Origin of the sequence: Nodosilinea nodulosa PCC 7104 (assembly GCF_000309385.1) — a bacterium.
GTDB classification, from domain to species: domain Bacteria; phylum Cyanobacteriota; class Cyanobacteriia; order Phormidesmidales; family Phormidesmidaceae; genus Nodosilinea; species Nodosilinea nodulosa.
Window position 1 is genome coordinate 3,833,249 of sequence record NZ_JH976537.1, and the last position, 20,950, is coordinate 3,854,198.

The 20,950-nt window shown below is 56.9% G+C and carries 17 protein-coding genes; 6 read left to right on the forward strand and 11 right to left on the reverse strand.

Translation table 11 applies throughout. The annotated features are described in order from the left end of the window. Positions 1-240: 240 nt before the first annotated feature. On the forward strand, positions 241-2,556 hold the full coding sequence (locus LEPTO7104_RS0117715) for a glycoside hydrolase family 9 protein (protein WP_196358128.1): 2,316 nt from the start codon (positions 241-243) through the stop codon (positions 2,554-2,556). A 123-nt stretch (positions 2,557-2,679) separates the two neighbouring features. Here LEPTO7104_RS0117715 and folE read toward each other — a convergent pair whose 3' ends face one another. The 5 genes from folE to LEPTO7104_RS0117740 form a co-directional block, all read right to left on the reverse strand. Further along, a complete protein-coding gene (gene folE, locus LEPTO7104_RS0117720) occupies positions 2,680-3,393 on the reverse strand; it encodes a GTP cyclohydrolase I FolE (RefSeq protein ID WP_017299921.1) in 714 nt (237 codons plus the stop codon). Positions 3,394-3,474: 81 nt separating this feature from the next. After that, a complete protein-coding gene (locus LEPTO7104_RS0117725; RefSeq protein WP_017299922.1) occupies positions 3,475-4,212 on the reverse strand; it encodes an SDR family oxidoreductase in 738 nt (245 codons plus the stop codon). Between the two features lie 267 nt (positions 4,213-4,479). Further along, the gene (gene accA, locus LEPTO7104_RS0117730) at positions 4,480-5,460 is read right to left on the reverse strand and encodes an acetyl-CoA carboxylase carboxyl transferase subunit alpha (RefSeq protein ID WP_017299923.1); all 981 of its coding nucleotides are present in this window, start codon (positions 5,458-5,460) and stop codon (positions 4,480-4,482) included. A 146-nt stretch (positions 5,461-5,606) separates the two neighbouring features. Then, on the reverse strand, positions 5,607-6,659 hold the full coding sequence (locus tag LEPTO7104_RS0117735) for a long-chain acyl-[acyl-carrier-protein] reductase (protein WP_017299924.1): 1,053 nt from the start codon (positions 6,657-6,659) through the stop codon (positions 5,607-5,609). A 201-nt stretch (positions 6,660-6,860) separates the two neighbouring features. Then, the gene (locus LEPTO7104_RS0117740; protein ID WP_026072818.1) at positions 6,861-7,556 is read right to left on the reverse strand and encodes an aldehyde oxygenase (deformylating); all 696 of its coding nucleotides are present in this window, start codon (positions 7,554-7,556) and stop codon (positions 6,861-6,863) included. An 863-nt stretch (positions 7,557-8,419) separates the two neighbouring features. Between LEPTO7104_RS0117740 and LEPTO7104_RS0117750 the strand changes: the two genes are divergently transcribed. Continuing rightward, the gene (locus LEPTO7104_RS0117750) at positions 8,420-9,394 is read left to right on the forward strand and encodes an ABC transporter ATP-binding protein (RefSeq protein ID WP_017299927.1); all 975 of its coding nucleotides are present in this window, start codon (positions 8,420-8,422) and stop codon (positions 9,392-9,394) included. A 5-nt stretch (positions 9,395-9,399) separates the two neighbouring features. Here the strand turns inward: LEPTO7104_RS0117750 and LEPTO7104_RS0117755 are convergent, their stop codons facing one another. Beyond that, positions 9,400-10,848, reverse strand: coding sequence for a glycoside hydrolase family 13 protein (locus LEPTO7104_RS0117755; RefSeq protein WP_017299928.1), 1,449 nt, complete (start codon positions 10,846-10,848; stop codon positions 9,400-9,402). Positions 10,849-11,046: 198 nt separating this feature from the next. After that, a complete protein-coding gene (locus LEPTO7104_RS0117760; protein WP_017299929.1) occupies positions 11,047-11,460 on the reverse strand; it encodes a nuclease A inhibitor family protein in 414 nt (137 codons plus the stop codon). A gap of 225 nt (positions 11,461-11,685) precedes the next feature. On the opposite strand from LEPTO7104_RS0117760, the gene LEPTO7104_RS0117765 reads away from it, so the two are divergent. Continuing rightward, on the forward strand, positions 11,686-13,143 hold the full coding sequence (locus LEPTO7104_RS0117765) for a DASH family cryptochrome (protein ID WP_017299930.1): 1,458 nt from the start codon (positions 11,686-11,688) through the stop codon (positions 13,141-13,143). A 491-nt stretch (positions 13,144-13,634) separates the two neighbouring features. Here LEPTO7104_RS0117765 and LEPTO7104_RS34380 read toward each other — a convergent pair whose 3' ends face one another. Next, positions 13,635-14,054 carry a hypothetical protein gene (locus LEPTO7104_RS34380; RefSeq protein ID WP_017299931.1) on the reverse strand — a complete coding sequence of 140 codons (420 nt, stop codon included), beginning with the start codon at positions 14,052-14,054 and terminating at the stop codon, positions 13,635-13,637. 327 nt (positions 14,055-14,381) lie between these two features. Between LEPTO7104_RS34380 and LEPTO7104_RS0117775 the strand changes: the two genes are divergently transcribed. After that, positions 14,382-15,437, forward strand: coding sequence for an ABC transporter permease (locus LEPTO7104_RS0117775; protein WP_026072819.1), 1,056 nt, complete (start codon positions 14,382-14,384; stop codon positions 15,435-15,437). Positions 15,438-15,453: 16 nt separating this feature from the next. Further along, on the forward strand, positions 15,454-15,756 hold the full coding sequence (locus tag LEPTO7104_RS0117780) for a hypothetical protein (protein WP_017299933.1): 303 nt from the start codon (positions 15,454-15,456) through the stop codon (positions 15,754-15,756). Positions 15,757-15,978: 222 nt separating this feature from the next. Here LEPTO7104_RS0117780 and LEPTO7104_RS0117785 read toward each other — a convergent pair whose 3' ends face one another. The 3 genes from LEPTO7104_RS0117785 to LEPTO7104_RS0117795 all read right to left on the reverse strand — a co-directional run bounded on the left by LEPTO7104_RS0117785 (position 15,979) and on the right by LEPTO7104_RS0117795 (position 19,166). Beyond that, positions 15,979-17,163 carry a bifunctional sterol desaturase/short chain dehydrogenase gene (locus tag LEPTO7104_RS0117785; RefSeq protein ID WP_017299934.1) on the reverse strand — a complete coding sequence of 395 codons (1,185 nt, stop codon included), beginning with the start codon at positions 17,161-17,163 and terminating at the stop codon, positions 15,979-15,981. A gap of 142 nt (positions 17,164-17,305) precedes the next feature. Further along, entirely contained in the window at positions 17,306-18,298 is a 993-nt protein-coding gene (locus LEPTO7104_RS0117790; protein WP_017299935.1) for a hypothetical protein, read from the reverse strand. 88 nt (positions 18,299-18,386) lie between these two features. Then, positions 18,387-19,166: an RNA polymerase sigma factor SigF gene (locus LEPTO7104_RS0117795; RefSeq protein WP_017299936.1), complete on the reverse strand. Its 780-nt coding sequence runs from the start codon at positions 19,164-19,166 to the stop codon at positions 18,387-18,389. 747 nt (positions 19,167-19,913) lie between these two features. Here LEPTO7104_RS0117795 and msrP point away from each other — a divergent pair. Further along, positions 19,914-20,903 (forward strand): protein-methionine-sulfoxide reductase catalytic subunit MsrP, encoded by a 990-nt coding sequence (gene msrP / locus LEPTO7104_RS0117800; RefSeq protein WP_026072820.1) that lies wholly within the window; start codon positions 19,914-19,916, stop codon positions 20,901-20,903. The last annotated feature ends 47 nt before the right edge of the window (positions 20,904-20,950 follow it).

Consider the following 20,950-nt stretch of genomic DNA (forward strand, 5'->3'; position numbering starts at 1 on the left):
TGGCGTTCTGTACTATGGCCCGAGAATGGCGGGACAGGGCCGGATGGGATTCCCCTTCAGTGGTGTTGAGTAGTTGGTGTTGAGAAGTTGGTGTTGAGACGGACTGTCGCATCGATCTGGTTTGCCAAAAAGAGGGTTTGAGAGATGTTGATTAAGCTGAGCCGTTGGCCTCGTAGGACAGCCCTCTGGCTAGGGATGCTAGCCTTTGCGGTAGCCTGTACTGCGGGCACTTTGGGGCGTATGCCTACCGCGCAGTCTGACCAGCCCAACGCCACCGTGACCGTTGTTAGCCCCGAGATTCTAGTGGTTTATATTCGCCAGGGTGAGGTCACCCAGGCCCGCCAGCAGCCTTACCGTTCTGACCCCGAAGACCGCCTGGAACGTTCGGGTAACGACACCTGGCTGCTGCGCCGGGGAAAAGCCTTGGGCACGCTGGTTGGTTCTGACCAGGATATTCTCTACGGGTTCGATCGCTATAGCGAAACTCCCTTTGATGCCGATCTTGCCAGTCAGCCCCGCAGCTATCGCATTCAGTCCGATCGCGATTCCAGCTATCGGCAGCCGGTTGCTCCACTGGAGGTGCACCGCAAGAGCAAGCCTGTGGATGTGGCCAATACAGACCGGGGGGAGCGCCGTTGGGCAATGGAGCATCGCTTTTACCTGCGGTTGCCCGCCCCCCTAACCCCAGGTGAAACCTACCGAGTCCAGCTGCCAGGGCGGGAGGGGTCGGAGCAGAGCCTGACCTACCAGCCCGATCGCCAGCCCAGCGAAGCCGTACATGTTACGGCGGTGGGCTTTCGCCCCGACGACCCAGTAAAAGTGGGGTTTTTGTCCACCTGGATGGGCACTGGTGGCGGGCTGATCTATCCAGAGGGGCTGTCGTTTCGGGTGATCGATGAGGCCACCAGTAAGGTTGTCTTTGCCGGACAGGCGAACCGCCGCCACCGCAGCGGCGCCATTGAAGATAAACGCGATCGCACCTACACCCTGACAGACGTAGATCAGCTCGACTTTAGCGCGCTTAACCAGCCCGGCCGCTATCGCCTCTGCGTAGACACCGTCGGCTGTTCCAACTCCTTTGTGGTGGCTGACGATGCCTGGCAGCAGGCCTTTTATCTCGCGGCTCGGGGATTTTTCCACCAGCGCAGCGGCATTGCCATGGGGCCACCCTACAGCGATGAGGTGCGTCCTCGCCCCTTTCATCCCGACGACGGCGTTACGGTTTACCAGTCGACGACGGGGCTGATGGATACCGGCAACGGCCTCAATGCCCAGGGCACCGACACCGGCAACTTCGCCAATCTGGTGAAGGGTAAAACCGACGAGGTAGTGGCCAACGCCTGGGGGGGCTATTTCGACGCGGGGGACTGGGACCGCCGGATTCAGCATCTAGATGTGGCCCGCTGGCTGCTGGAACTGCTGGAGCTGTTTCCTCAGCCCATGGCGAGTTTGGCCTTAAATATTCCAGAGTCTGCCAACGATCTGCCCGATTTGCTCGACGAAGCCCTCTGGGGAGTCAATTTTTTCCGTCGCCTGCAAACCCCCGAGGGGGGCATTCGCGGCGGTATTGAGTCGGCGGAGCATCCCCGCTGGGGTGAGACTAGCTGGCAAGAGTCGCTGCCAATTATGGCCTACGCCCCAGACCCCTGGAGCAGCTACGTCTATGCCGGAGTCGCCGCCCGCACCGCCCGATTGGTAGGCACCTACGCCCCTGATCAGGCCCAGGGCTATCGCGACAGCGCCCTGAAGGCTATGGCCTGGGCCGAAAACCTCCACCAAAAAGGCATTAAGGCCGAGGAGTGGGCCAGCAATCGAATCGAGGCCGATCGCGCTTTGGCCTGCCTGGAACTCTACCGACTCACGGGCGATCGCCCCTGGCACGAGCGCTTTGTGGCAGCGCGCTTGGCCATTCCCGCCGAGGCCAGAAATGACTGGCGCATTGCCGGTCCCCAGCGTGAAATCGCCTTTCTCTACAGCCGCTTGCCCGCCGACCAGGTGGATGCCAACCTACAGGCCGAACTCCGGGCAACGCTGATTGCCGAGGCCGATGGAGCGGTACAAACGGGCCAGACCACGGCCTTTGGCTGGACCAAGACGGACCCCTACACCCCAGTCGGCTGGGGCGACGGGCTGGGTGCGCCCAAGGCGCGCACGCTGCTGCGGGCCCACGCCCTGACCGGCCGCGATCGCTACCTTGAGGCGGCCCTGCTGGCCTGCCAGTTTTCCGCTGGGGCTAACCCCGACAACATGACCTACACCACAGGCCTGGGCGATCGCTACCCCCAGAACCCCTTGATCGTCGACCAGCGGATTACCGGGGAGGAGCGTCCCGGCATTACTCTGTACGGTCCCATCGATCCTGGCTTCTACGAGTCCGAATGGATGTTCGAAGTGCTGGATTCAGTCACTGTACCCGCTGCTCGCCAGTGGCCAGCGGTCGAGACTTACTTCGATATCTACATCGTGCCAGCCATTAATGAATACACCGTCACCCAAAGCATGGCCGATGCTGCCTACGCCTGGGGCTATCTGAGCGGGCGAAAGCCGCAGGGCTAGGCCTTTTGTTCAAAAGATTAAACCGCTAAAAATCGGGTGCTCGGGAGACAACTAGCTCCATATAGCTGTTGTCTCCCGAGCACCCGATTTGTCTAGTGGCCGACAACCGCCTAGAAACCCTGCTTAGAAGAACGAGGGCTGGTGGCGAATCAGGCTAAGAAACTCCTCGCGGGTCTTAGAATCTTCCTGAAATACCCCCAGCATGGCGCTGGTCACCGTCCAGGATCCAGGCTTTTGTACCCCGCGCATGACCATGCACATGTGGCTGGCTTCCACCACGACAGCCACTCCCTTGGGGTCAAGAATTTCCTGCACCGCTTCAGCAATCTGGCGATTGAGGCGCTCCTGCACCTGGAGGCGGCGGGAGTACATCTCGACAATCCGGGCCAGCTTGCTCAGCCCCACCACTCGCTGGTTGGGAATGTAGGCCACGTGGGCACGGCCCATGAAAGGCAGCATGTGGTGTTCACAGAGGCTAAACAGATTAATGTCGCGCACCAGCACCATTTCGTTGTGGCCTTCGTCAAAAATGGCCCCGTTGACTAGCTCCTCCAGCGACTGCTGGTATCCGCTGGTCAAAAACCGCATGGCCTCGGCCACGCGCTTGGGGGTCTTGAGTAGGCCTTCCCGCTCAGGGTCTTCGCCGACCGATAGCAGCATGGTGCGCACCGCTTCGGCCATGTCCTCGTGGCTGGTTTCGGGGATGGGATACTGGTCGGCATCGCTGCGGTAGCTATGGGTGCGATCGGGCCGGATGTTGGGTTGGGCTATGGCCTTAGTCCCAGCGCTTCTGTTGGTAGCTTGGTCGTTAAGGCCGTTTGAGGATGCGATAGTCATAGATTTTCTAAACACTCCAGAGGTTCAACAAAAATGGGGCCACTCGCTGAGTTGGCCAGGCCGCCACAGGGAAAAAACTAGCTACAAAGCGCCGCCCGCTGGCATTAAGGTGAGATCTTCAATCACCGCCTCGGGCGGCAGCAAAATGGTTTGCAGGACGGCTTGCGCCACCATCTCCGGTGTCAGCATTGACGATCGGTCAAAGTCGGCATGCACTGTGTCGGTATCCCAAATGGGAGTGTTAACTGCTCCCGGCGATACTGTCACCACGCGAATGCCATGAGGCCTTTCCTCGACCGCTAGCACCCGCGACAGCGCCACCAGGGCCGCTTTGCTGACGGTGTAAGCCCCCCAGTCGGGAAAGGCCGACTTAGCTGCGATAGAGCCGATATTGACTATGGTGCCCCCTCCCCCTGCCCGCAGGATGGGCAGAACCGCCTGGATACACTGAAATATGCTGGTGAGGTTTAAATCCATCACCCGCTGCCAGTCGGCCAGGGGCATGGTGGCTAAAGCGCCTGTATAGCCCATGCCGGCGTTGTTGACCACGACGCTGAGGGGACCAAAGTCGGCCAGCAAGTCGGCCAATCGACTCTGCAATCCCTCCATTTGGGCCAAGTCAACGGCGTAAGCCTTGGCTGCCACCCCGCAGGCTGTTAGTTCCTCCTGCACCGGCTGGAGTGAGTCCAGGGAGCGGCTGATCAGGGCAACGTCATACCCTGCCTTGGCCAGGGCCAGGGCGATCGCGCGACCTATACCACGACTTGCCCCGGTTACCAGGGCGCGGCGCGGCAGATCAGAAAACGTAGAAGTCAGCAATAGGAAGTACCAATCGACAAAGCATTTGGGGTGGCTGGCATGCCGGGAGCACTGGGCAAGCAGGCAGAGCGCCCAGCCAGTGGCTCAGCCAGATACATCAACTATGTTAACAAATGTAAACGCTTTATTAACGAAGTTGTTTCTGGCAAGCCTTTAGGCCTGTCTACCCTAGCGCTGGCCTTAGGGGGTTAAATGAATGGGCGATTAACTCCTTCTGAGATAGGTTGCAGAGAATTGCAGCCACAGCACGGGTTGGCCAAAAGACGCCTAAGCTGCCTCTGCAAAGACACCAATCTGACGGTATTTTTGGTAGCGCAGCTGCTGCCGCGCTGTGGGGGAGAGCTGAGACAGATCGGCCAACTGCTGTACCAGCGCTTGTTTGAGGGTGTCCGCCGCCTCAATGGGGTGAGCGTGGGCTCCGCCTACGGGTTCAGGCAGCAGCACGTCTAGAATGCCCAACTGTTTTAGATCCCAAGAGGTGATTTTGAGGGCTTCAGCGGCTTCTCCCGCACGGGCGGCATCTTTCCACAGGATGGCCGCGCAGGCCTCGGGGCTGGCCACGGTGTACACCGAATGCTCAAACATCATCAGGCGATCGCCCACGCCGATGCCCAAGGCCCCGCCAGAGCCGCCCTCCCCAATGATGGTGCAGACAATGGGTACCGAAAGCCCAAACATTTCTCGCAGGTTAAAGGCGATCGCCTCGCCCTGGCCCATTTCTTCCGCTTCATAGCCAGGATAGGCCCCGGGGGTATCGATAAAGGTAATAATCGGCATTGAAAAGCGATCGGCGTGGCGCATCAGCCGCATCGCCTTGCGATAGCCGCCGGGAGAGGCCATGCCAAAATTGCGGGCCACGTTGTCTTTGGTGTCGCGGCCCTTCTGGTGGCCCAAAATCACCACGGGCTGTCCGTCTAACCGGGCTACACCGCCGACGAGGGCGGGATCGTCTTTGCCGGAGCCGCGATCGCCATGGAGCTCAATCCACTCGTCGGTAATGGCCTGGATGTAGTCGAGAGTGCTGGGCCGACGGGGGTGACGGGCCACCTGAAGGCGCTGAGCAGGCGTCAAATTCGAGAAAATTTCCTGGCGCAGATGGGTGGCACGGGCCTCCAGCTGGCGCAGCTGGGTCGATACATCTACGTCATTCTCCTCCGCCAGATCCCGAATCTGATCAATGCGGGCCTCCAGCTCAACCAGGGGCTTTTCAAACGACAACAAAATTGACTTGCGCTCAGGTGGGGCCATAGCCAAGGGGTAAACAAAACTCAGACAGACCAGCGTTGAGGCAAGAACCGATCGCGCATCCGAAAAGCCCTTACCTATACGCATCCTAGAATACCAAGACAGCGTCCCCACTGCCCCAGGTAAAACCGCTATCGGACCTAAAAAATCTAGGAAAGTTCAGCCGCTAGAGGCGCAGCATTCAGGTCAAGCAGCGGGCGAAACCCGTGACGCCGTGACGATTGGCCAATCATGTCCATCTTTTCGAGGGTGATCTGATTGCGCCCCCAGGAAAAGTTGGTGTACCACTTTTCAAACTCCAGCAACATCGCCTCTGCAAAGCAGGCAAACAGCTGGCGGGCAGGCACATCCATATTCACAATACTCATAATGCGCCAGTCAATGTCCAGGGAATGCTCGACAATGCCGCCTTTGAGCACGTGGATGCCGTCGCAGTTAAAGTGCTGGTCAAGGTTTTTGGGGTAGCCGCCGTCGATCATCAGGCAGGGGCGTTTAAGGCTGGTGAGATCTACCTCAACGCCTTTGGCCATGCTGGCTACCCACACCACAATGTCTGCCTTGGGAAGGGCGGTTTCTAGAGCCATAGCCACGCCGCAGCCCAGCTCTTCCTGCAGGTGCTGAAGGCGCTCCTGGTTGCGGGCAATCAGCAGTAGGTCTTTGACATCGGTGCGCGCCGTCAGCCAGCGACACACGGCGCTGCCAATGTCCCCAGTAGCGCCGCATACCGCCACGGTAGCGTCTGACAGATTGATGCCCAGTTTTGCCGAGGCAGCAACCACTTGCTGACAAATAATGTAAGCCGTGTGGGTGTTTCCGGTGGTAAAACGCTCAAATTCAAGGGTGACATTGCGCACCTGCTGAATCTGGTTGAGGTTAAAATTCTCAAAAATAATCGATGAAAACCCTCCCAGTGCCGTAATGTCAATGCCGTGCTTTTGGGCATGGGCCATGGCATTGATGATTTTACGTGTGGCTGCTTTGATGCGCTTGGCGGCCAGCATCTCGGGTAAAAAACATGACTCAACGTAGCGCCCTTCAATTTGCTGGCCAGTAGCGCTGGTTACCTTAATGGTGTCGACAATTTGAGGTGGAGCGCTGCACCAAAAATCGAGCCCTTGGTCAGCATACTCTGGGTACCCCAGTTCTCGGGCTACAAGCTGGGCGTGGTCAAGGCTAGTTAAATGTCCGATTAGGCCAAACATCGCGAATCTAGGTTACTGGGGATAGTGCGCCAGAAGTATGGTGCAGGTTAACAATTCACCTACGATAAACTGCCCAGTGCTGGATTGAAAGCACACTGGGCAGTAAGTAGGTATCAATAGGCGGAAACAGGGTTTTGCTGAAGGTCGTCAATGGCTAAGGCTGAAGCCATGGCCATTGAGGTCGATCTTTGCCTGTGGCGGCTAAATTGCCGCTAGTCCCTGGGCTGACAGCTTCATGACCTCACGGCTAGAAAAGCCAATATTGGCCAGGGCCTCACCGTAGGTGATCATAAAGTCTTCGACCAGAGCGTCTTTTTCCATGCCCAGCACAGCGGCATCGTCAGCGACTTCGTTGAGCATGGCCCAAATAATGGGCAGGTTTTGGCGGTTGGCGGCTTCCAACTCGGCCTTGGCGGATTCAAAATTAGCCTTGAGCCACTCTTCGCCAAAATTCAGGTGGCTATACTCATCCTTGACAACGCCTTCTGTGATCTTACGAGCAAAGGCATCGGCCACCGGAATGTAGATGTTGTACGCCGAAATGGCAAAGGTCTCAATAATCAGCGACTGAATCAGTAGGCAGGTAACAATTTTGCCTTCGGCCCAGGCCTGCTGAAAGTTCTGGTGCAGCTGGGCAAAAAACTTGGCGGCAAACTCCATGTCAGGGGTGACGGCCAAATTTTTCCCACAGGCTTGAAAGCCTTTCATATGACGGCTTTCCATCTTTGCCAGGCGCAGCAAGTCGTCCTTAGCGTCAGGCAGAGACTCAGCCAGCTTGCAGTAGTTATCGTAGGCTTCCTGCTCGCCTTCAATCACAATGGCATTAATGCGGCTGTAGGCGTCTCTATAGTGCTCTGACTGGTAGTCAAGGGTCGACATTGTCTCAAGCTGTTGCATAGCCATGGGTTCCTGCTGATTACCGGACAACTTTCTAAAATTATTGATCGCAATAATACTATGCCAAAGTCAACGGGCCGTGGGGGCATCAAGGAGGGAAGCAAGCTCATTTTGCCCTAAAGTCGCTTCCCTCCTCCGCCAGGAGGAGAATCTCGGTTTAATAAAGGCAGCCAACTTTGGCTTATCGATAAGCATTGCTAATGTCTGAGTGGCGCCAGCGCGGCAGTAGCTTTTGAGTGGGCGATGGAGGAATTTCCCCCGGTTTTTGCTATGGCCTGTAAGGCTTTCCTGAGCAAAGGCAGAGCCGGATTAAGATATGGACTGAGCGGCTGATATGAGGTGCACTAGGGGCAAAGTCTGCGTCTGGGCCAGGGCAGCCTCTAGGTCCATGAATCCCCCTTGGCAACGGCTCAAACCATCTAGCCAGGCTAGTAAAAGGGGGAGAGAAGACAGGGGGGCAGGCACCATTTCACCTCGAAAATCGAGCAGCTGTACCAGCGCTAGATAGCCGACGGCAAGCAGTAAAGAAATAGCGCCTGTAACAATGGCAATTAGCTTCGATCGATCCATAGGAGTTGTAAGGCTTGAAAATACAACCAAGAGCCGCTAGCAGCCCTAAACTTGGCCTGTACGTTAAGGGGTTTAGGTGTTGGAGCGGGGCTTGAGGTCAGTACCATAGTGCCATTGGGTGGGTACCCTAAATAGGGCCATACCCGCTGCTGGTTTGACGGCTCCATACTCTATTCTGCCTCGGTGAGATAATTCTGCCTCAATGGACAGAGGCAGATTATGCGGGTGCGGGTTTGGGGTGTAGGTTTGAGGGGCATGGACTTAAGGGCTGTAGGTTTGGTGAGCATAGTTTTATGGACGCTGCATTGTCACAGCATGGGCTAACTGCACTGCCGGATCAGCGGCCGGTGGTTGTACAAACTGAGGGTCTGGGTAAGGCCTATCGCACTGGGTTTTGGCTGAATCAGCGGATTACCTCGCTCAAAGACTGTTCGCTGACCGTTGGCCAAGGTGAAACCTTTGGTCTGCTTGGCCCAAATGGTGCGGGAAAAACCACGCTGTTGAAAATCTTGCTAGGCATTATTCGCCCTACCTCTGGTACCGCCACACTGCTCAACCATGCTCTGGGCGATGGCGCGGTCAAGCAGCGCATTGGCTATTTGCCTGAGAATGCCTATTTCTACGATTTTTTGACCGGCTGGGAGTTTTTGCAGTACACGGCTGGCCTGTTTGGCCTTTCGCGGGCGGCCCAGCAGCGCCGTATTGTCGAACTGCTCGACCTGGTTGGCCTACCCCAGGAGACCGCTAAGAAGAAGCAGCTGCGGCAGTACTCAAAAGGCATGTTGCAGCGGGTGGGTATGGCTCAGGCACTCATCAACGACCCCGATGTAGTGTTTCTTGACGAGCCGATGTCGGGACTTGATCCGACGGGACGATTTCAGGTGCGGGAGATTATTTTGGCCCTGAAGCGAGAGGGCAAGACAATTTTTTTTAACAGCCATATTCTGTCGGATGTGGAGATAATCTGCGATCGCGTTGCCATTCTCGACCAGGGCGAGCTGATTGCCATGGGCAGTCTCGATGAGCTGCTGGGCACCGCCGACCAATATTTTGTCAAGGGGCAGGGCGGGCGCAGCGCTGAGATCGAACCCTGGCTCGATAGAATGACGGTGCAGGGCGACCTCTGGCAGGGCCAGGTTAAGGGCGACCCCTACGATTTTGCCAAGCAGATTCCCCTGGCCGGGGGGCGCTTGATTACCCTGAAGCAGACCCGTCCTACCCTGGAGGAATTCTTTATTGCCCAAATTCGCCAGCGTCGAGGCCAGTGAAGGGCTTATTCTGTGGCTATCACCATGGCTGAGCGGGGAGGCAGCGTCAGGCTGTCGCTGGCCCAGGTGGCGCCGTGGTAAGTGAAGACCTGGCGGCCAGCTTTGACCGCTGGCACGAGGGCCTCGGCGGCCAGGGTAACCGTATCTTCCGAGCCGGCGTTTAGAGCTACAATCACGCGATCGCTGCCCAGGCTGCGGCTAAACACGTAGCCCATTCCCTCGGCGCGCAGAACGTCGTAGGTGCCGGTGCGCAGGGCAGGATAGCGATCGCGCAGGGCAATCAGTTCGCGGTGAATTTTGAGCAGGTCTTGGCGCCACGCTTGCTCTGGCGGAAAGGTCCGGCGGCAGTCGGGGTCGAGTTCGCCCGGCAGGCCCACCTCGTCGCCGTAGTAGATGCTGGGGGCGCCAGGGAAGGTGAAGAGCAGCAGGGTCGCCAGCACCATGCTGGCGTCGTCTTCACCCACCACGGAGTAAATGCGGGCGACATCGTGGCTGGAGAGCAAGTTGAGCTGGGTCAGCTGAATTTCCCAGGGGTAGAGCGCTAGCAGGTGCTGAATTTTGTCGCCGTAGCCCGCCGCATCCAGGGCCGGGTAGGGATAGTAGTGGGGAATTTCGACCAGGTCCATGCGGACGCGATCGCCCGCCGCAAAGGCAATCGTTGGGGCGGTGAACAGGTAGTTCATGACCCCGTCGAACTGGGTGCCGTCAAGCCACTGGGTTGCATCGTACCAAATTTCCCCCACGATGTAGGCCTCGGGGTTGATGGCTTTGATGCGATCGCGAAACTCCTGCCAAAACCCCTCGGTGCCGACTTCGTAGGGCACATCGAGCCGCCAGCCGTCGATGCCCTGGCGCACCCAGTACTCGCCCACCCGCATCAGGTATTCGCGCACCGCCGGATGGTCGTGCTTAAACTGGGGCAGGGCGCGATTGTCAACCCAGCTTTTGTAGTTGGCGGGCAGCGACCCATCGTAGGCCGACAGCGGCCAGCCTTCTATCTCGAACCACTCCAGCCAGGGGGAGTTGGGGCCGTTCTCAAGAATATCGCTAAAGAAGAAAAAGCCCCGGCCACAGTGGTTGAAAACGCCGTCTAGCACCACTTTGATGTCTTTGGCATGGGCCGCCTCCAGAAGGTCAAAGAAGGCTGGGTTGCCTCCCAACAGCGGGTCCACCTGGTAGTAGTCGTGGGTGTGGTAGCGGTGGTTGCAGGCCGACTGAAAAATCGGCGTCATGTAGATGGCCGTAACGCCCAAATCGGTCAGGTAGTCGAGTTGCTCGGCAACCCCCCAGAGATCGCCTCCCTTATAGCCAAAGGGGGTGGGACGCGATTCCCAGGGTTCGAGCGCTACGGCCATGGCGGGGTGATCTAGATGCCGCTGGGTACGGGCAAACCGATCGGGAAAGATCTGGTAGAAGACAGCATGCTTCACCCAGTCCGGGGTTTGAAAAGCCATGGATTTTTGCCTCGATTTCTACCGTTAGGCTACCGTCATCTGGCCCGAGTGACCACGGCAATAGGTTTCGGCAAGAGAATTTTAGAGAAAGGGTTTAGACTTTTCTCCCTGCAAAGTTTAAGCCGCCTGAGCCCTTTTCCTGCCGTTTCCCGGGCAAAACCAAGCTCAGTATCCGCCTGAGGTTCCATCGCTTTTCCGCTAGGTCTCAATCGCGTGGGTGTAGATCCCCACGTAGCAGCCGCTGGAATGGCGACCCAGCAGGTATAAATTTACGTCCACAGCCCCCACCCGATAGCTGTGCAGGTCGAGCAGGTGGGCTTGCAAGATCTCCTGTAGGCGCCTGTACCGCTGGGTGAGATGGCCGCCTTGGGGGGTACTCCAGTAGAAGTTGCTGAACACTGGCCGAAAGAAGTCATCGGCAGATTGGTGCTGGAAGGTGTCAGAATTGGCCCCCAACTGCTGGCCAAGGGTTGTGGCATCTAGATTGGGGTCTGCATAGATCGCTATGGACAGGGGAGCGTCGGTTTCGCTAGGGTACCAGAGCCCAGCGATCGCCTCTTCTAACTCCCGTAAGCAGGTGACTAAATCGCTGTGGTGGGGCTGAAGTTCCATATCAGACTGCCTGTAGGGTTTTCGCAATGCCCGTGGCCTGAGCCACATAGCTCCCAAAGGGAATGGAGTTGGAGAGGTGCAGCACCTAATCTCAATCCCCCCTCGGTCACCATAGATGTATCTTCCGTCTAGGCGTTAATAGTTTTTTAGAATACTGAATAAAGCCGCCTCTTGCTCAACGGATTGCCGCATTGCCGGCTTCGCTATCCCCATTGACCCAACCCCATGCCTACCCTTGTCTGGTTCCGAACCGATCTGCGTCTCCACGACCACCAGCCTCTGGGCGCGGCTTTGCGGGCCGGGCAGCCGATCATTCCGCTCTACTGCTTTGACCCCCGGCAGTTTGGCCAAACGGCCTTTGGCTTTGCTAAAACCGGAGCCTACCGGGCGCAGTTTTTGCGGCAGAGCGTGGTCGATTTGCGGCGATCGCTGCAAGCCCTGGGCAGCAACTTAGTGGTGCGGGTGGGGCAGCCCGAGGACATCATTCCAGATCTGGTGCAGGCCCACGCCATTGATGCCGTCTACTGGCACGCAGAAGCTACCTATGAGGAACGCCGAGTTGAGCAAGCCCTAGCCGCAAAACTGGCAGCTATGGGGCGCAAAACCGAGGCCTTTTGGGGGGCGACCCTGTACCATCCCGATAGCCTGCCCTTTGAGCTGCCCTGTTTACCCGAGGTATTTACTCAGTTTCGCAAACAGGTAGAGCAGCACAGCACAGTGGATGCAGCACTTCCCACCCCTGCCAACGTGCCGCTTCTCCCCCAGGTCGAGCCTGGCGCAGTGCCAACCCTGGCTGATTTTGGCCTCGAAAATCTGATCGCTGATCGCCGCGCTGTACTGGCCTTTGAGGGGGGAGAAACCGCTGGTCTAGGCCGCCTGAACTACTACGTATGGCAAGCCGACTGCCTTAAAACCTACAAGCAAACCCGCAATGGCATGGTTGGGGCCGACTATTCATCTAAACTGTCGGCCTGGCTGGCGCTGGGCTGCCTGTCGCCACGGCAGGTGTACCAGACGGTGCAGGACTACGAGCGCGATCGCATTCGCAATGACTCCACCTACTGGCTGATTTTTGAGCTGCTGTGGCGCGACTACTTTCGCTTTATCTGCGCCAAACACGGCGACAGGGTGTTTCACTCCTCTGGGCTACGCGGCTTGAGGGTTAATTGGCGACAAGACTGGGATCGCTTTACCGCTTGGCGCCAGGGGATGACCGGTTTTCCCTTGGTCGATGCCAATATGCGCGAGCTGGCCTGCTCTGGGTTTATGTCGAACCGAGGGCGGCAGAATGTGGCTAGCTTTCTGACAAAAAATCTCGGCATTGACTGGCGGATGGGGGCTGAGTGGTTCGAGTCCCTGCTAATTGACTACGACGTATGCAGTAATTACGGCAACTGGAACTACACCGCTGGGGTCGGTAACGATGCCCGAGGATTCCGCTATTTCAATATTCTCAAGCAGGCAAAGGACTACGATTCCGAAGGGCTTTACGTCAAGCACTGGCTGCCTGAGTTGAAGTCTCTTCCTGCGGCCAAGGTGCACGAGCCCTGGAAACTTCAGCCTGCGGAGCAAAAACGCTTTGGGATCCAGATCGGTGTTGGCTATCCCCGCCCGGTGGTAGATCTGCACAAATCGGTACAGGCCAACGAAAAAATCTACAACGCCGCTCGCGAAATGTGTTAAGTGTATTGTCAAGGCTCAGTTATGACCAGTTGCGAGCACAGCTGCAAGAGATTTCGACCAGTCGATAATCCCAGGACTTAGGGTGTTCCATTGAAATGAACGTCCCCGTTGAGGGCGTAAAGTCGACCCGCCGGGCCTGTTGCCGTAAATCCCTGGATAAGCATTTAGCTGGAACACTCTCAAACCGCCAGAGCGTCAGCCCCGTCCTGAGGCTGGGCTGAATACGACATACCGCCTTCTGGATTGGCCTAACCGTAGTCTTTGTAACGGCAGTTAATGTTGCGCTACCATAGCATCTATGAAGTGTTCTTAATGCAATAGCTTGCTTGACTGTTGCTTCGGTTTAACCAGCGGCAGCAAAAGCAGCTAGGGCAGAGACAACACTACTACCGCTAAATCAAACCTTTAAATCAAAACCTTAAATCAAACCGTTGAATCAATCATTTAACCCCTTGCCCCAGCTTTGGACAGCTGGGGTTTTTTGTGGCTATTTACTGGCAGGTGCCGCGTCCCCACTGGCCGTCGTAGCCTACCGAAACCTGATCGCCCCGCTGAGCCGGACGGGCAGAGAGATGCACTAACGTCACATCGGCGGCGCCATTGACCGCGCCACGCCAGATGGCCTGGCCCTTGGCATTTTTGCGATCGTAGCTAAGAAACGCCTCGGCAATTTGCTGGCCGGTACTGCGACGCCGCAGCACGATGCGCGAAAAGCCTGCCTCTCGGGTAAAGAAAACCGTGTAATTAATGTCGTTGACCAAAATGGAGCCCGGACACTGCATTTGCAGGTTGTCCTGGTTGGGTTCAACCTGGGCCAAAGCTGGGGTCGATGACTCGGTGAGAGCAGCCCATCCATTGCCAGCCGGGGCAAAGCCGATGATCCCAAGACTCAAAGTAAAGGCAGCTTTCATGACTAAGCGGTTCATACATGCCCTCAATCAACAGTAAAATCCAGCACTAAGCTGATGAAATCTTAATGACCTATGAATTTTGTAGGAAAGCGGGAAAAACACCAGCATCTACAAGCGACCTGGCACACGGGGCCGTAACCTCTTTTCTCGGCTGGACAAGAGCAACGGGTGCCACAGGAGGATATCGTCGCCACTATGCGGGGCAATGCTGGTCCGAGGCGTCATTGGGTCGAGATGACAGTGATTTAGGCGGCCAGAACCGATAAGCCGGACGGGATTGGTTTAGAATCACCACAGATCATTTTTTTAACCTCGGCGCATTTGGGTATGGCTCAGTCTTCTACTCCCCGCCGTTCTTTGGTGAGTCCCTGGGACCGTTTGGCGGCCTTTGCCACTAGCGAAACTGTGCTCTACGTGGTGAAGCGCATTTTGCAGGCCGCGCTGACGCTGCTGCTGGCCTCTGCCCTTAGCTTTTTTGTGATTCAGCTGGCCCCTGGTAACTTCCTCGACCAGTATCGTCAGAGTCCACAGTTTTCTCCGGAGACTCTGGCGCAGCTAGAGGCGCAGTTTGGGCTAGACAAACCGGTGTGGCGGCAGTACCTGAACTGGCTATATCAGGTGGTTTTTCACGGCAATTTTGGCCTCAGCTTTGCCTACCAGCGCCCGGTGGTCGATCTGCTGTGGGAGCGGGTGCCTAACACGCTGCTGCTCTCCCTGGCGGCCATTGTAGTGACCTGGCTGATTGCCCTACCGATGGGCATTGTTGGGGCCGTTAACCAAAACAAATCGATCGATAGGGTACTGCGAGTGCTGAGCTATCTAGGCCAGGGCATGCCCACCATTGTGACTGGTTTACTGCTGCTGTTTTTTGCCCAGAGCGTTGCGCCGCTGTTTCCCATTGGCGGACGCACCAGCATCATCTACGACGATCTCAGCTGGTTTGGCAAGCTTGTAGATGTGGGCTGGCACATGATTTTGCCGACCCTGGCCCTGAGTATTACGAGCTTTGCTGGACTACAGCGAATTACTCGTGGGCAACTGTTGGATGTGCTGCGCCAAAATTATATCCAAACTGCTCGCGCTAAGGGGCTTTCAGAGAATCGAGTGGTTTATGTGCACGCGTTGCGCAATGCGATAAATCCTCTGATTACCCTGCTGGGGTTTGAGTTTGCTAGTTTGCTTGGGGGGGCGTTCATTACTGAAACCTATTTCAACTGGCCGGGGCTGGGGAAGCTGATCCTTGAAGCTGTACAGGCTCAGGACTTGTATTTAGTGATGGCTAGCTTAATGATGGGGGCGGTGATGCTGATTATCGGCAATCTGCTGGCCGATCTGGCCCTTAGTTTTGTAGATCCTCGCATTCGTCTGTCGGATATCAATTGAGGCGGCGGCTTACGCTATGGTTTCTCAGCTTTATTATTTGCTGCGATCGCGCGCCGATGGCAGCTATTTGGTAGCCCGCCCCCACGGTAATAGGGACCCAGGCCAACCGCTGTCGACTGGATTTTTGCTGGTGTTCACCGCTGACTACGATGCCCTCAGCTATCTCAATGCCCACGCCCCTGAGCTGAGCGACAAATTTGCGATCGAAACGATCGCCGCTGCCAGCCTTAAGCCCCTAATCAGCCGCTGGGATTTTCAAGGTCTAGGCATGGTCAGTGACCCTCGCCTACCCCAGGTCGAGTTCTTTAACCGCAGCTAATTAGCCTATTCGCCGCTAGCAAGATAAACGGCTATGGTCAATCTAGCTGTGGCCAACGCGCTTAGGACAGTCGCGATCGTCAATGGGGACACAGGGAGAGTTCATTGACGTATAGCGATCGCGCGCGAGCTACCTGTGCAGCGTCCTAACCGGGTTGGCTCTAGCTATAGAACTTGGTACTGGTTAGCGCCGATGCGTTGCAGCGGTAAGGTCACGGACTGATCAGTTACGGCTGGAGCGGGTAAAGAGCCTGAAATAGATCCCCTGGGCCAGCTCTTGGATGGGAAAGACTACATAGGTCAGCGGATTAACGGTGACAATGATGTTGCGCACGTTGCGTTTGGCCAACGCTACCACCGCCCAAGCCACCCAGTCGGCAGACATGACCCCAATCGGGTTTAGGTTGCTTCTAAACGGCCCTAAAATCACCTTGCGCACCACGCAGGGGGCGTCCAGCCGCCGCAGGCTTACCAGGTCGCCCATCAGGCGCTTAGACACCTCATACAGGGGACTAAAGGCCGGACTGACTTCGGCCTCCGATGTATTCACCCAAACTTCTTTGGTAGCCCGCTGGGGCGATGTCTCAACGGTGCTCAGGAACACCTCCATCAGCCGCCAGCCCGACAGGGCGTTGGCCTCTAGGGATGTTTGAACAGCTTCGGGGCTGCGATCGCCGTGCACATTCAGCCCGTGGTTGAGAATGAGAATATCCACTTTTTTCAGCGATTCGTGCAGGTCGGCTTCGGCCCCAGGCTGCCAGTGCCAGCAGGAAATGCCAGCCTCAAACGTTGCGCCTGGGGAGGTCGTCAGGGCGATGGGACGAGCTTTTTGAGCCGCTAGCTCTTGCAGCAGCGCCCGACCTAGGGTGCCTGATGCCCCAGTTACGGCAACGGTTTTACCCTTGAGGGAAACAGCGGTGCCTATGAGCTTATCGAGGAACGTGAAGTAGCCAGCGAAATAGGCGTTAGTGTCATCGAAGTGATGCCGCCAGTGGTAGGTGCGATTGACTCGCCAGTTGCCAGGAATAGTGGTGAGTTCGCCGGGTTCGTGGGTTAGGTCAGTGGTCAGCAACCAGCCCTGGGACCGAGCGATCGCCGCCGCCAAAAAGCCCAGGCCATAGAGCGCCCCCAGCCACAGCCCAGCAATGCCGGTAGAGATAGCCAAACCTGCCAATGCCCCAGCCATCACAATGGCTTCGGGGGCGTCGTTGTAGATTTGGGCCTGGCGATACAGCGTCGGGCTAACTGGCGTGAAGTCTTTTTTGTAGGCCCGGTGGTGCCAGTTGTGCAGCCGCATGAGGGGAGGCCAGTAATGGCTTACCACGTGGTAAACGTCGCGGATGGCCTCTGCCAGCAGAATGGCGATCGCGCCCCATAACCCTTGCCAAACAACCGTTTCAAGCGGCATAACACTGTTCACACCAAGTCGAGCAATTCACATTCTGACACGACTTAATACAGGGTGCGGAGCTTTAGGCTCTGACCCTAAGTCATAGGGAGCAGTCCATGAAGAAAACTTGGGGGCGAAGACTTGAGGGCAGCTGCCAGTTCTACGCCGAGGGCTGATCGACGGCTGGTGCCGGTGCGCCTACCGAACGAGTTACCTCAATGCCGTTTTGCTCTAGCACAACACTGGGCTCGCTACCGCGTATGTCGATACGCTTAATCAGCACTTGTCCGTTGGCTACGCGCTGGCCGACCTTAACGTACTGACTGCCCATGGACGTCTGCACCACCGCGAAGTTCTCATTGCCAATGGTCATCACTCCGGTGACTACCACGGCCTCAGCTAGGGTTGGCTGCGGCAGCGATGGCAGTGGTGCCAGCGGCGGCGTGGCCGGCTTAGCGCCGCCGCGGGCTCCCCCAGAGGTAGAGCCCGATGTAGAACCGGACCCAGCACCCGGCTGGCCAGGAGCAGTGGCCACAGATGAGCCTCCCCCAGGGGAACTACCAGCGGGTCTGCTACCCGCTGGGGTGGCGGTGCCAGGAGAAGGAGCGCCGGGCACGGTCGGTGGAGCAACTACCTGGGGTGGCGGTGGAATGGGCACTGCCGCAAAGGGATCGGAACGGCTATTGTTGATCTGCTGAAGGCGCTCATTGGGATCGGTGGACTGAATTAAATCAGCCCGAGCAATAGGCGATAGCTGAGGGGCGACGGGAACTAAGGGTTCGGCAAATTCTGCGTCGGGAGGCTGTGCTGACGTATCGGGCACCGGCACTGACTCAACGGGTGTGTTCTGGGCAGGAACGTTATTTTCGATGGTGCTGCTGACCTGGCCAGCGCGCTGGGCAATAAATGCGCCCAGCAGCGGTGTGGATAGCAGCATGACCCCAAGCCCGCCAAGGCTCATAATCAGGCCATTGCGAGCCCACTTACGACCCCAAAACTTGATGCAGTAAACCAGCAGGGCGAAGGGTATAAACAGCGATAGCAAACCCCAGACAGGGCTGACTCGAAACGCGTCTACCAGACTGACAATGCCGCCAGCGGTAGCCAGCAGAAACCCCAATACGAACAAGACTACAAACGCGATCGCCCCCATGGCCAAGCCTCCTTGCTTCCCGAGCCGATGTTCATCAACGATAGCTCAATTCTGCCGATGCGACTCAATTTTGCCGATAGGGAGTGATTTAGGCGATTTCGTCTTCGGTAGCGACCATTAGAGCCTGGAGGTGGGTGAGTCCCTGCTTGACCCGGCGCGATACGGTGACGGCGCTGATTCCCATGCGCTCGGCAGTTTCTTTTTGGGTGAGGTCGTAGAGAAAGACAAACTCCAGCACTTCGCGGGTGCGCTGCTCTAGCTGGTGTAGCGCCTGCTGGAGACGAAGCTGATCTTCCTGGGCTAGCTGAAAGCTTTTATATTTGAGGTCAGGCAGCAGATCGCCCAGACAAGCCGATTCTTCGTCCTGCACGGGGGCATCCAGGCTGAGCAGCGATCGGTTGCGGTTGGCGAGCTTGACCTCTTGCCATTCGGCTACGGAAATGTCGAGGGCGGCGGCAATTTCGTTGTCAGTAGGGCCTCGACCCAGCTCGGCTTGCAGCTGACGAATCACGCGAGTGGACTGGCTTTGGAGCGCTTGCCACCGCCGAGGAATGCGCATGGAGGTGCTTTTATCGCGCAGATAATGCTGAATTTCGCCCCGAATGTAGGGAATGGCAAAGGAGCTAAAAGCATAGCCTTTGCCCATGTCAAATCGCTCAATGGCACGAATTAGACCCAGGCTGCCTACCTGCATGAGGTCATCAAAGGTTTCGGTTGACTGCTGCAGCCACCGATAGGCCTCCCGACGTACCAACCCAATGTTGAGCTGTACGAGCTGATTCCTTAAATTGAGATCGGGGTTGTTCTGGTACTGCCGCAGCAGCTCTAGAGTACTGCCTTTAGATTGAAACCGAGAAGTAGCGGCCATGGCGATTTCAGGAAACGTCAAATCCGACTGGACAAACCGAGAACCGTGCTCCTTTGAATAAGGCGTAACCCTCGAGTAAGGAGTAACCCTGATGCTGATGCCGAGCAGAGGAAACTGCTTACCTTAGGTGCCGACAGATGCTCGCTACTCTAATCCAGGTATTCCCCGGTAGTAACAGGTCAGCCCGCAGCAAGAAGAACCGTGTACTCGTGATATCTAGCCTAAGGTTTGAGGAAAAGGGCCACAATGACGGAACTACGGATAAACCCTGGACTCGCCTAACCAGTATAGAAGCTGCTGATTCTATTCTCAAAAGCGCTCGTGTTAGTGGCGTCAAAGCGGCAAAATCAGCTGCCTATGAGGCCGATTGACCAGGTTCCTGGCGGTGGCTAACCCTTATGAAATAAGGGGTTGGGCTTTGTTTGCAAAATACCTACAGCTCTGTGAACTTTTAGCTAAATTACTGAATTTCATGCGGCCGAGCTAGTCGAGCTTTATTTTGCTTTCGATGGAAATAGCTGAATTCCCGCAGGGCCGCTGCATCAATGCCCGTGTTTTTACCAGGACGGACATGGAAGTGTTACATAAGTTCTGATTTGAATTGGGCAAGATCGACCTAGCTGATTGCCCGGCGGCTGGTTTCTCACTCCAGCCTCATCTATGGACGCTGCGAACATGACAGGATAAAAGGACGCTGGCGATCGCTGATGTCGCCTTCCCCCGCCGCCCTTCATCCTCAGACGTCGCATGGTTTTTTTTAAGGCACGCCCTGACTGGCAACGGTCTTCTGCTCAGGTGACTCCTGAGCAGATATTTTGGCGACGGCGACGGTTTATAGCTTCGCTGATTGGGGCGGGTGTGGGTTTGGCAGCAACCTCTGCTGGGGGGTGCCAGCGCTCTAAAGCTATGGATGGAGACCTGGAGCGCACCCTGGGGGAACCGCTGGCCGGGGTGCGCCGCAATAGTGCTTTTGCCGATGCGGGGCGAGAACCCACTCCCCAGCAGTATGCCAGCAGCTACAACAACTACTACGAGTTTGGCGGCAGCAAAAATATTTGGGAGAGCGCTCAGGCGCTGCCTACGAATCCTTGGGCGCTGGAGGTTGGTGGACTGGTCAAAAATCCAGCTACCTTCGATTTAGACGACCTGACCCAGCGCTTTGAGCTGGAAGAGCGCATCTATCGATTTCGCTGTGTGGAGGCCTGGGCGATGGTGGTGCCGTGGATTGGCTTCCCCATGCGGGCGCTAATGGCAGTGGTAGAGCCGACGGCGGCGGCCAAGTATGTGCACTTTACCTCCTACTATGATCCGGCGGTAACCCCTGGCCCCAGTCTTGGCTTCGCCCGCGACCTGCCCTGGCCCTACACTGAGGGGCTGACCGTGGACGAAATGGCCAATGAACTGGCTTTTTTTGCGGTGGGGGTCTATGGTCGCACTCTGCCAAAACAGCATGGTGCTCCAGTGCGCATGGTGGTGCCCTGGAAGTACGGATTTAAGGGAGCTAAGTCCATCGTCAAGATTGAGTTTGTCGCTGAGCAGCCAGCCACCTACTGGAATACCCTGGCTCCCAATGAGTACAAGTTTGAGGCCAATGTGGAGCCTGACGTACCTCACCCCCGCTGGTCGCAGAAGAAGGAACGCCTGATTGGCGAAAGTACGGCCATGTTTAGCTGGGAGGAGCAGCCGACGGTGATTTACAACGGCTATGGAGAATATGTGGCCGATCTGTACGCGTAGGTCTGTACGCGTAGGTGACGAGTAGATGCGGGCTGGGGCGATCGCGG

Bases quoted from the DNA above. Each gene is read 5' to 3' on its own strand.
- LEPTO7104_RS0117740 (WP_026072818.1), bottom strand. From the start codon at position 7,556: ATGCAACAGCTTGAGACAATGTCGACCCTTGACTACCAGTCAGAGCAC.
- LEPTO7104_RS0117750 (WP_017299927.1), top strand. From the start codon at position 8,420: ATGGACGCTGCATTGTCACAGCATGGGCTAACTGCACTGCCGGATCAG.
- LEPTO7104_RS0117715 (WP_196358128.1), top strand. From the start codon at position 241: ATGCCTACCGCGCAGTCTGACCAGCCCAACGCCACCGTGACCGTTGTT.
- folE (WP_017299921.1), bottom strand. From the start codon at position 3,393: ATGACTATCGCATCCTCAAACGGCCTTAACGACCAAGCTACCAACAGA.
- LEPTO7104_RS0117780 (WP_017299933.1), top strand. From the start codon at position 15,454: ATGGTTTCTCAGCTTTATTATTTGCTGCGATCGCGCGCCGATGGCAGC.
- LEPTO7104_RS0117785 (WP_017299934.1), bottom strand. From the start codon at position 17,163: ATGCCGCTTGAAACGGTTGTTTGGCAAGGGTTATGGGGCGCGATCGCC.
- LEPTO7104_RS0117790 (WP_017299935.1), bottom strand. From the start codon at position 18,298: ATGGGGGCGATCGCGTTTGTAGTCTTGTTCGTATTGGGGTTTCTGCTG.
- LEPTO7104_RS0117735 (WP_017299924.1), bottom strand. From the start codon at position 6,659: ATGTTTGGCCTAATCGGACATTTAACTAGCCTTGACCACGCCCAGCTT.
- accA (WP_017299923.1), bottom strand. From the start codon at position 5,460: ATGGCCCCACCTGAGCGCAAGTCAATTTTGTTGTCGTTTGAAAAGCCC.
- LEPTO7104_RS0117775 (WP_026072819.1), top strand. From the start codon at position 14,382: ATGGCTCAGTCTTCTACTCCCCGCCGTTCTTTGGTGAGTCCCTGGGAC.
- LEPTO7104_RS0117795 (WP_017299936.1), bottom strand. From the start codon at position 19,166: ATGGCCGCTACTTCTCGGTTTCAATCTAAAGGCAGTACTCTAGAGCTG.
- LEPTO7104_RS0117765 (WP_017299930.1), top strand. From the start codon at position 11,686: ATGCCTACCCTTGTCTGGTTCCGAACCGATCTGCGTCTCCACGACCAC.
- LEPTO7104_RS34380 (WP_017299931.1), bottom strand. From the start codon at position 14,054: ATGAAAGCTGCCTTTACTTTGAGTCTTGGGATCATCGGCTTTGCCCCG.
- LEPTO7104_RS0117760 (WP_017299929.1), bottom strand. From the start codon at position 11,460: ATGGAACTTCAGCCCCACCACAGCGATTTAGTCACCTGCTTACGGGAG.
- LEPTO7104_RS0117755 (WP_017299928.1), bottom strand. From the start codon at position 10,848: ATGGCTTTTCAAACCCCGGACTGGGTGAAGCATGCTGTCTTCTACCAG.
- msrP (WP_026072820.1), top strand. From the start codon at position 19,914: ATGGTTTTTTTTAAGGCACGCCCTGACTGGCAACGGTCTTCTGCTCAG.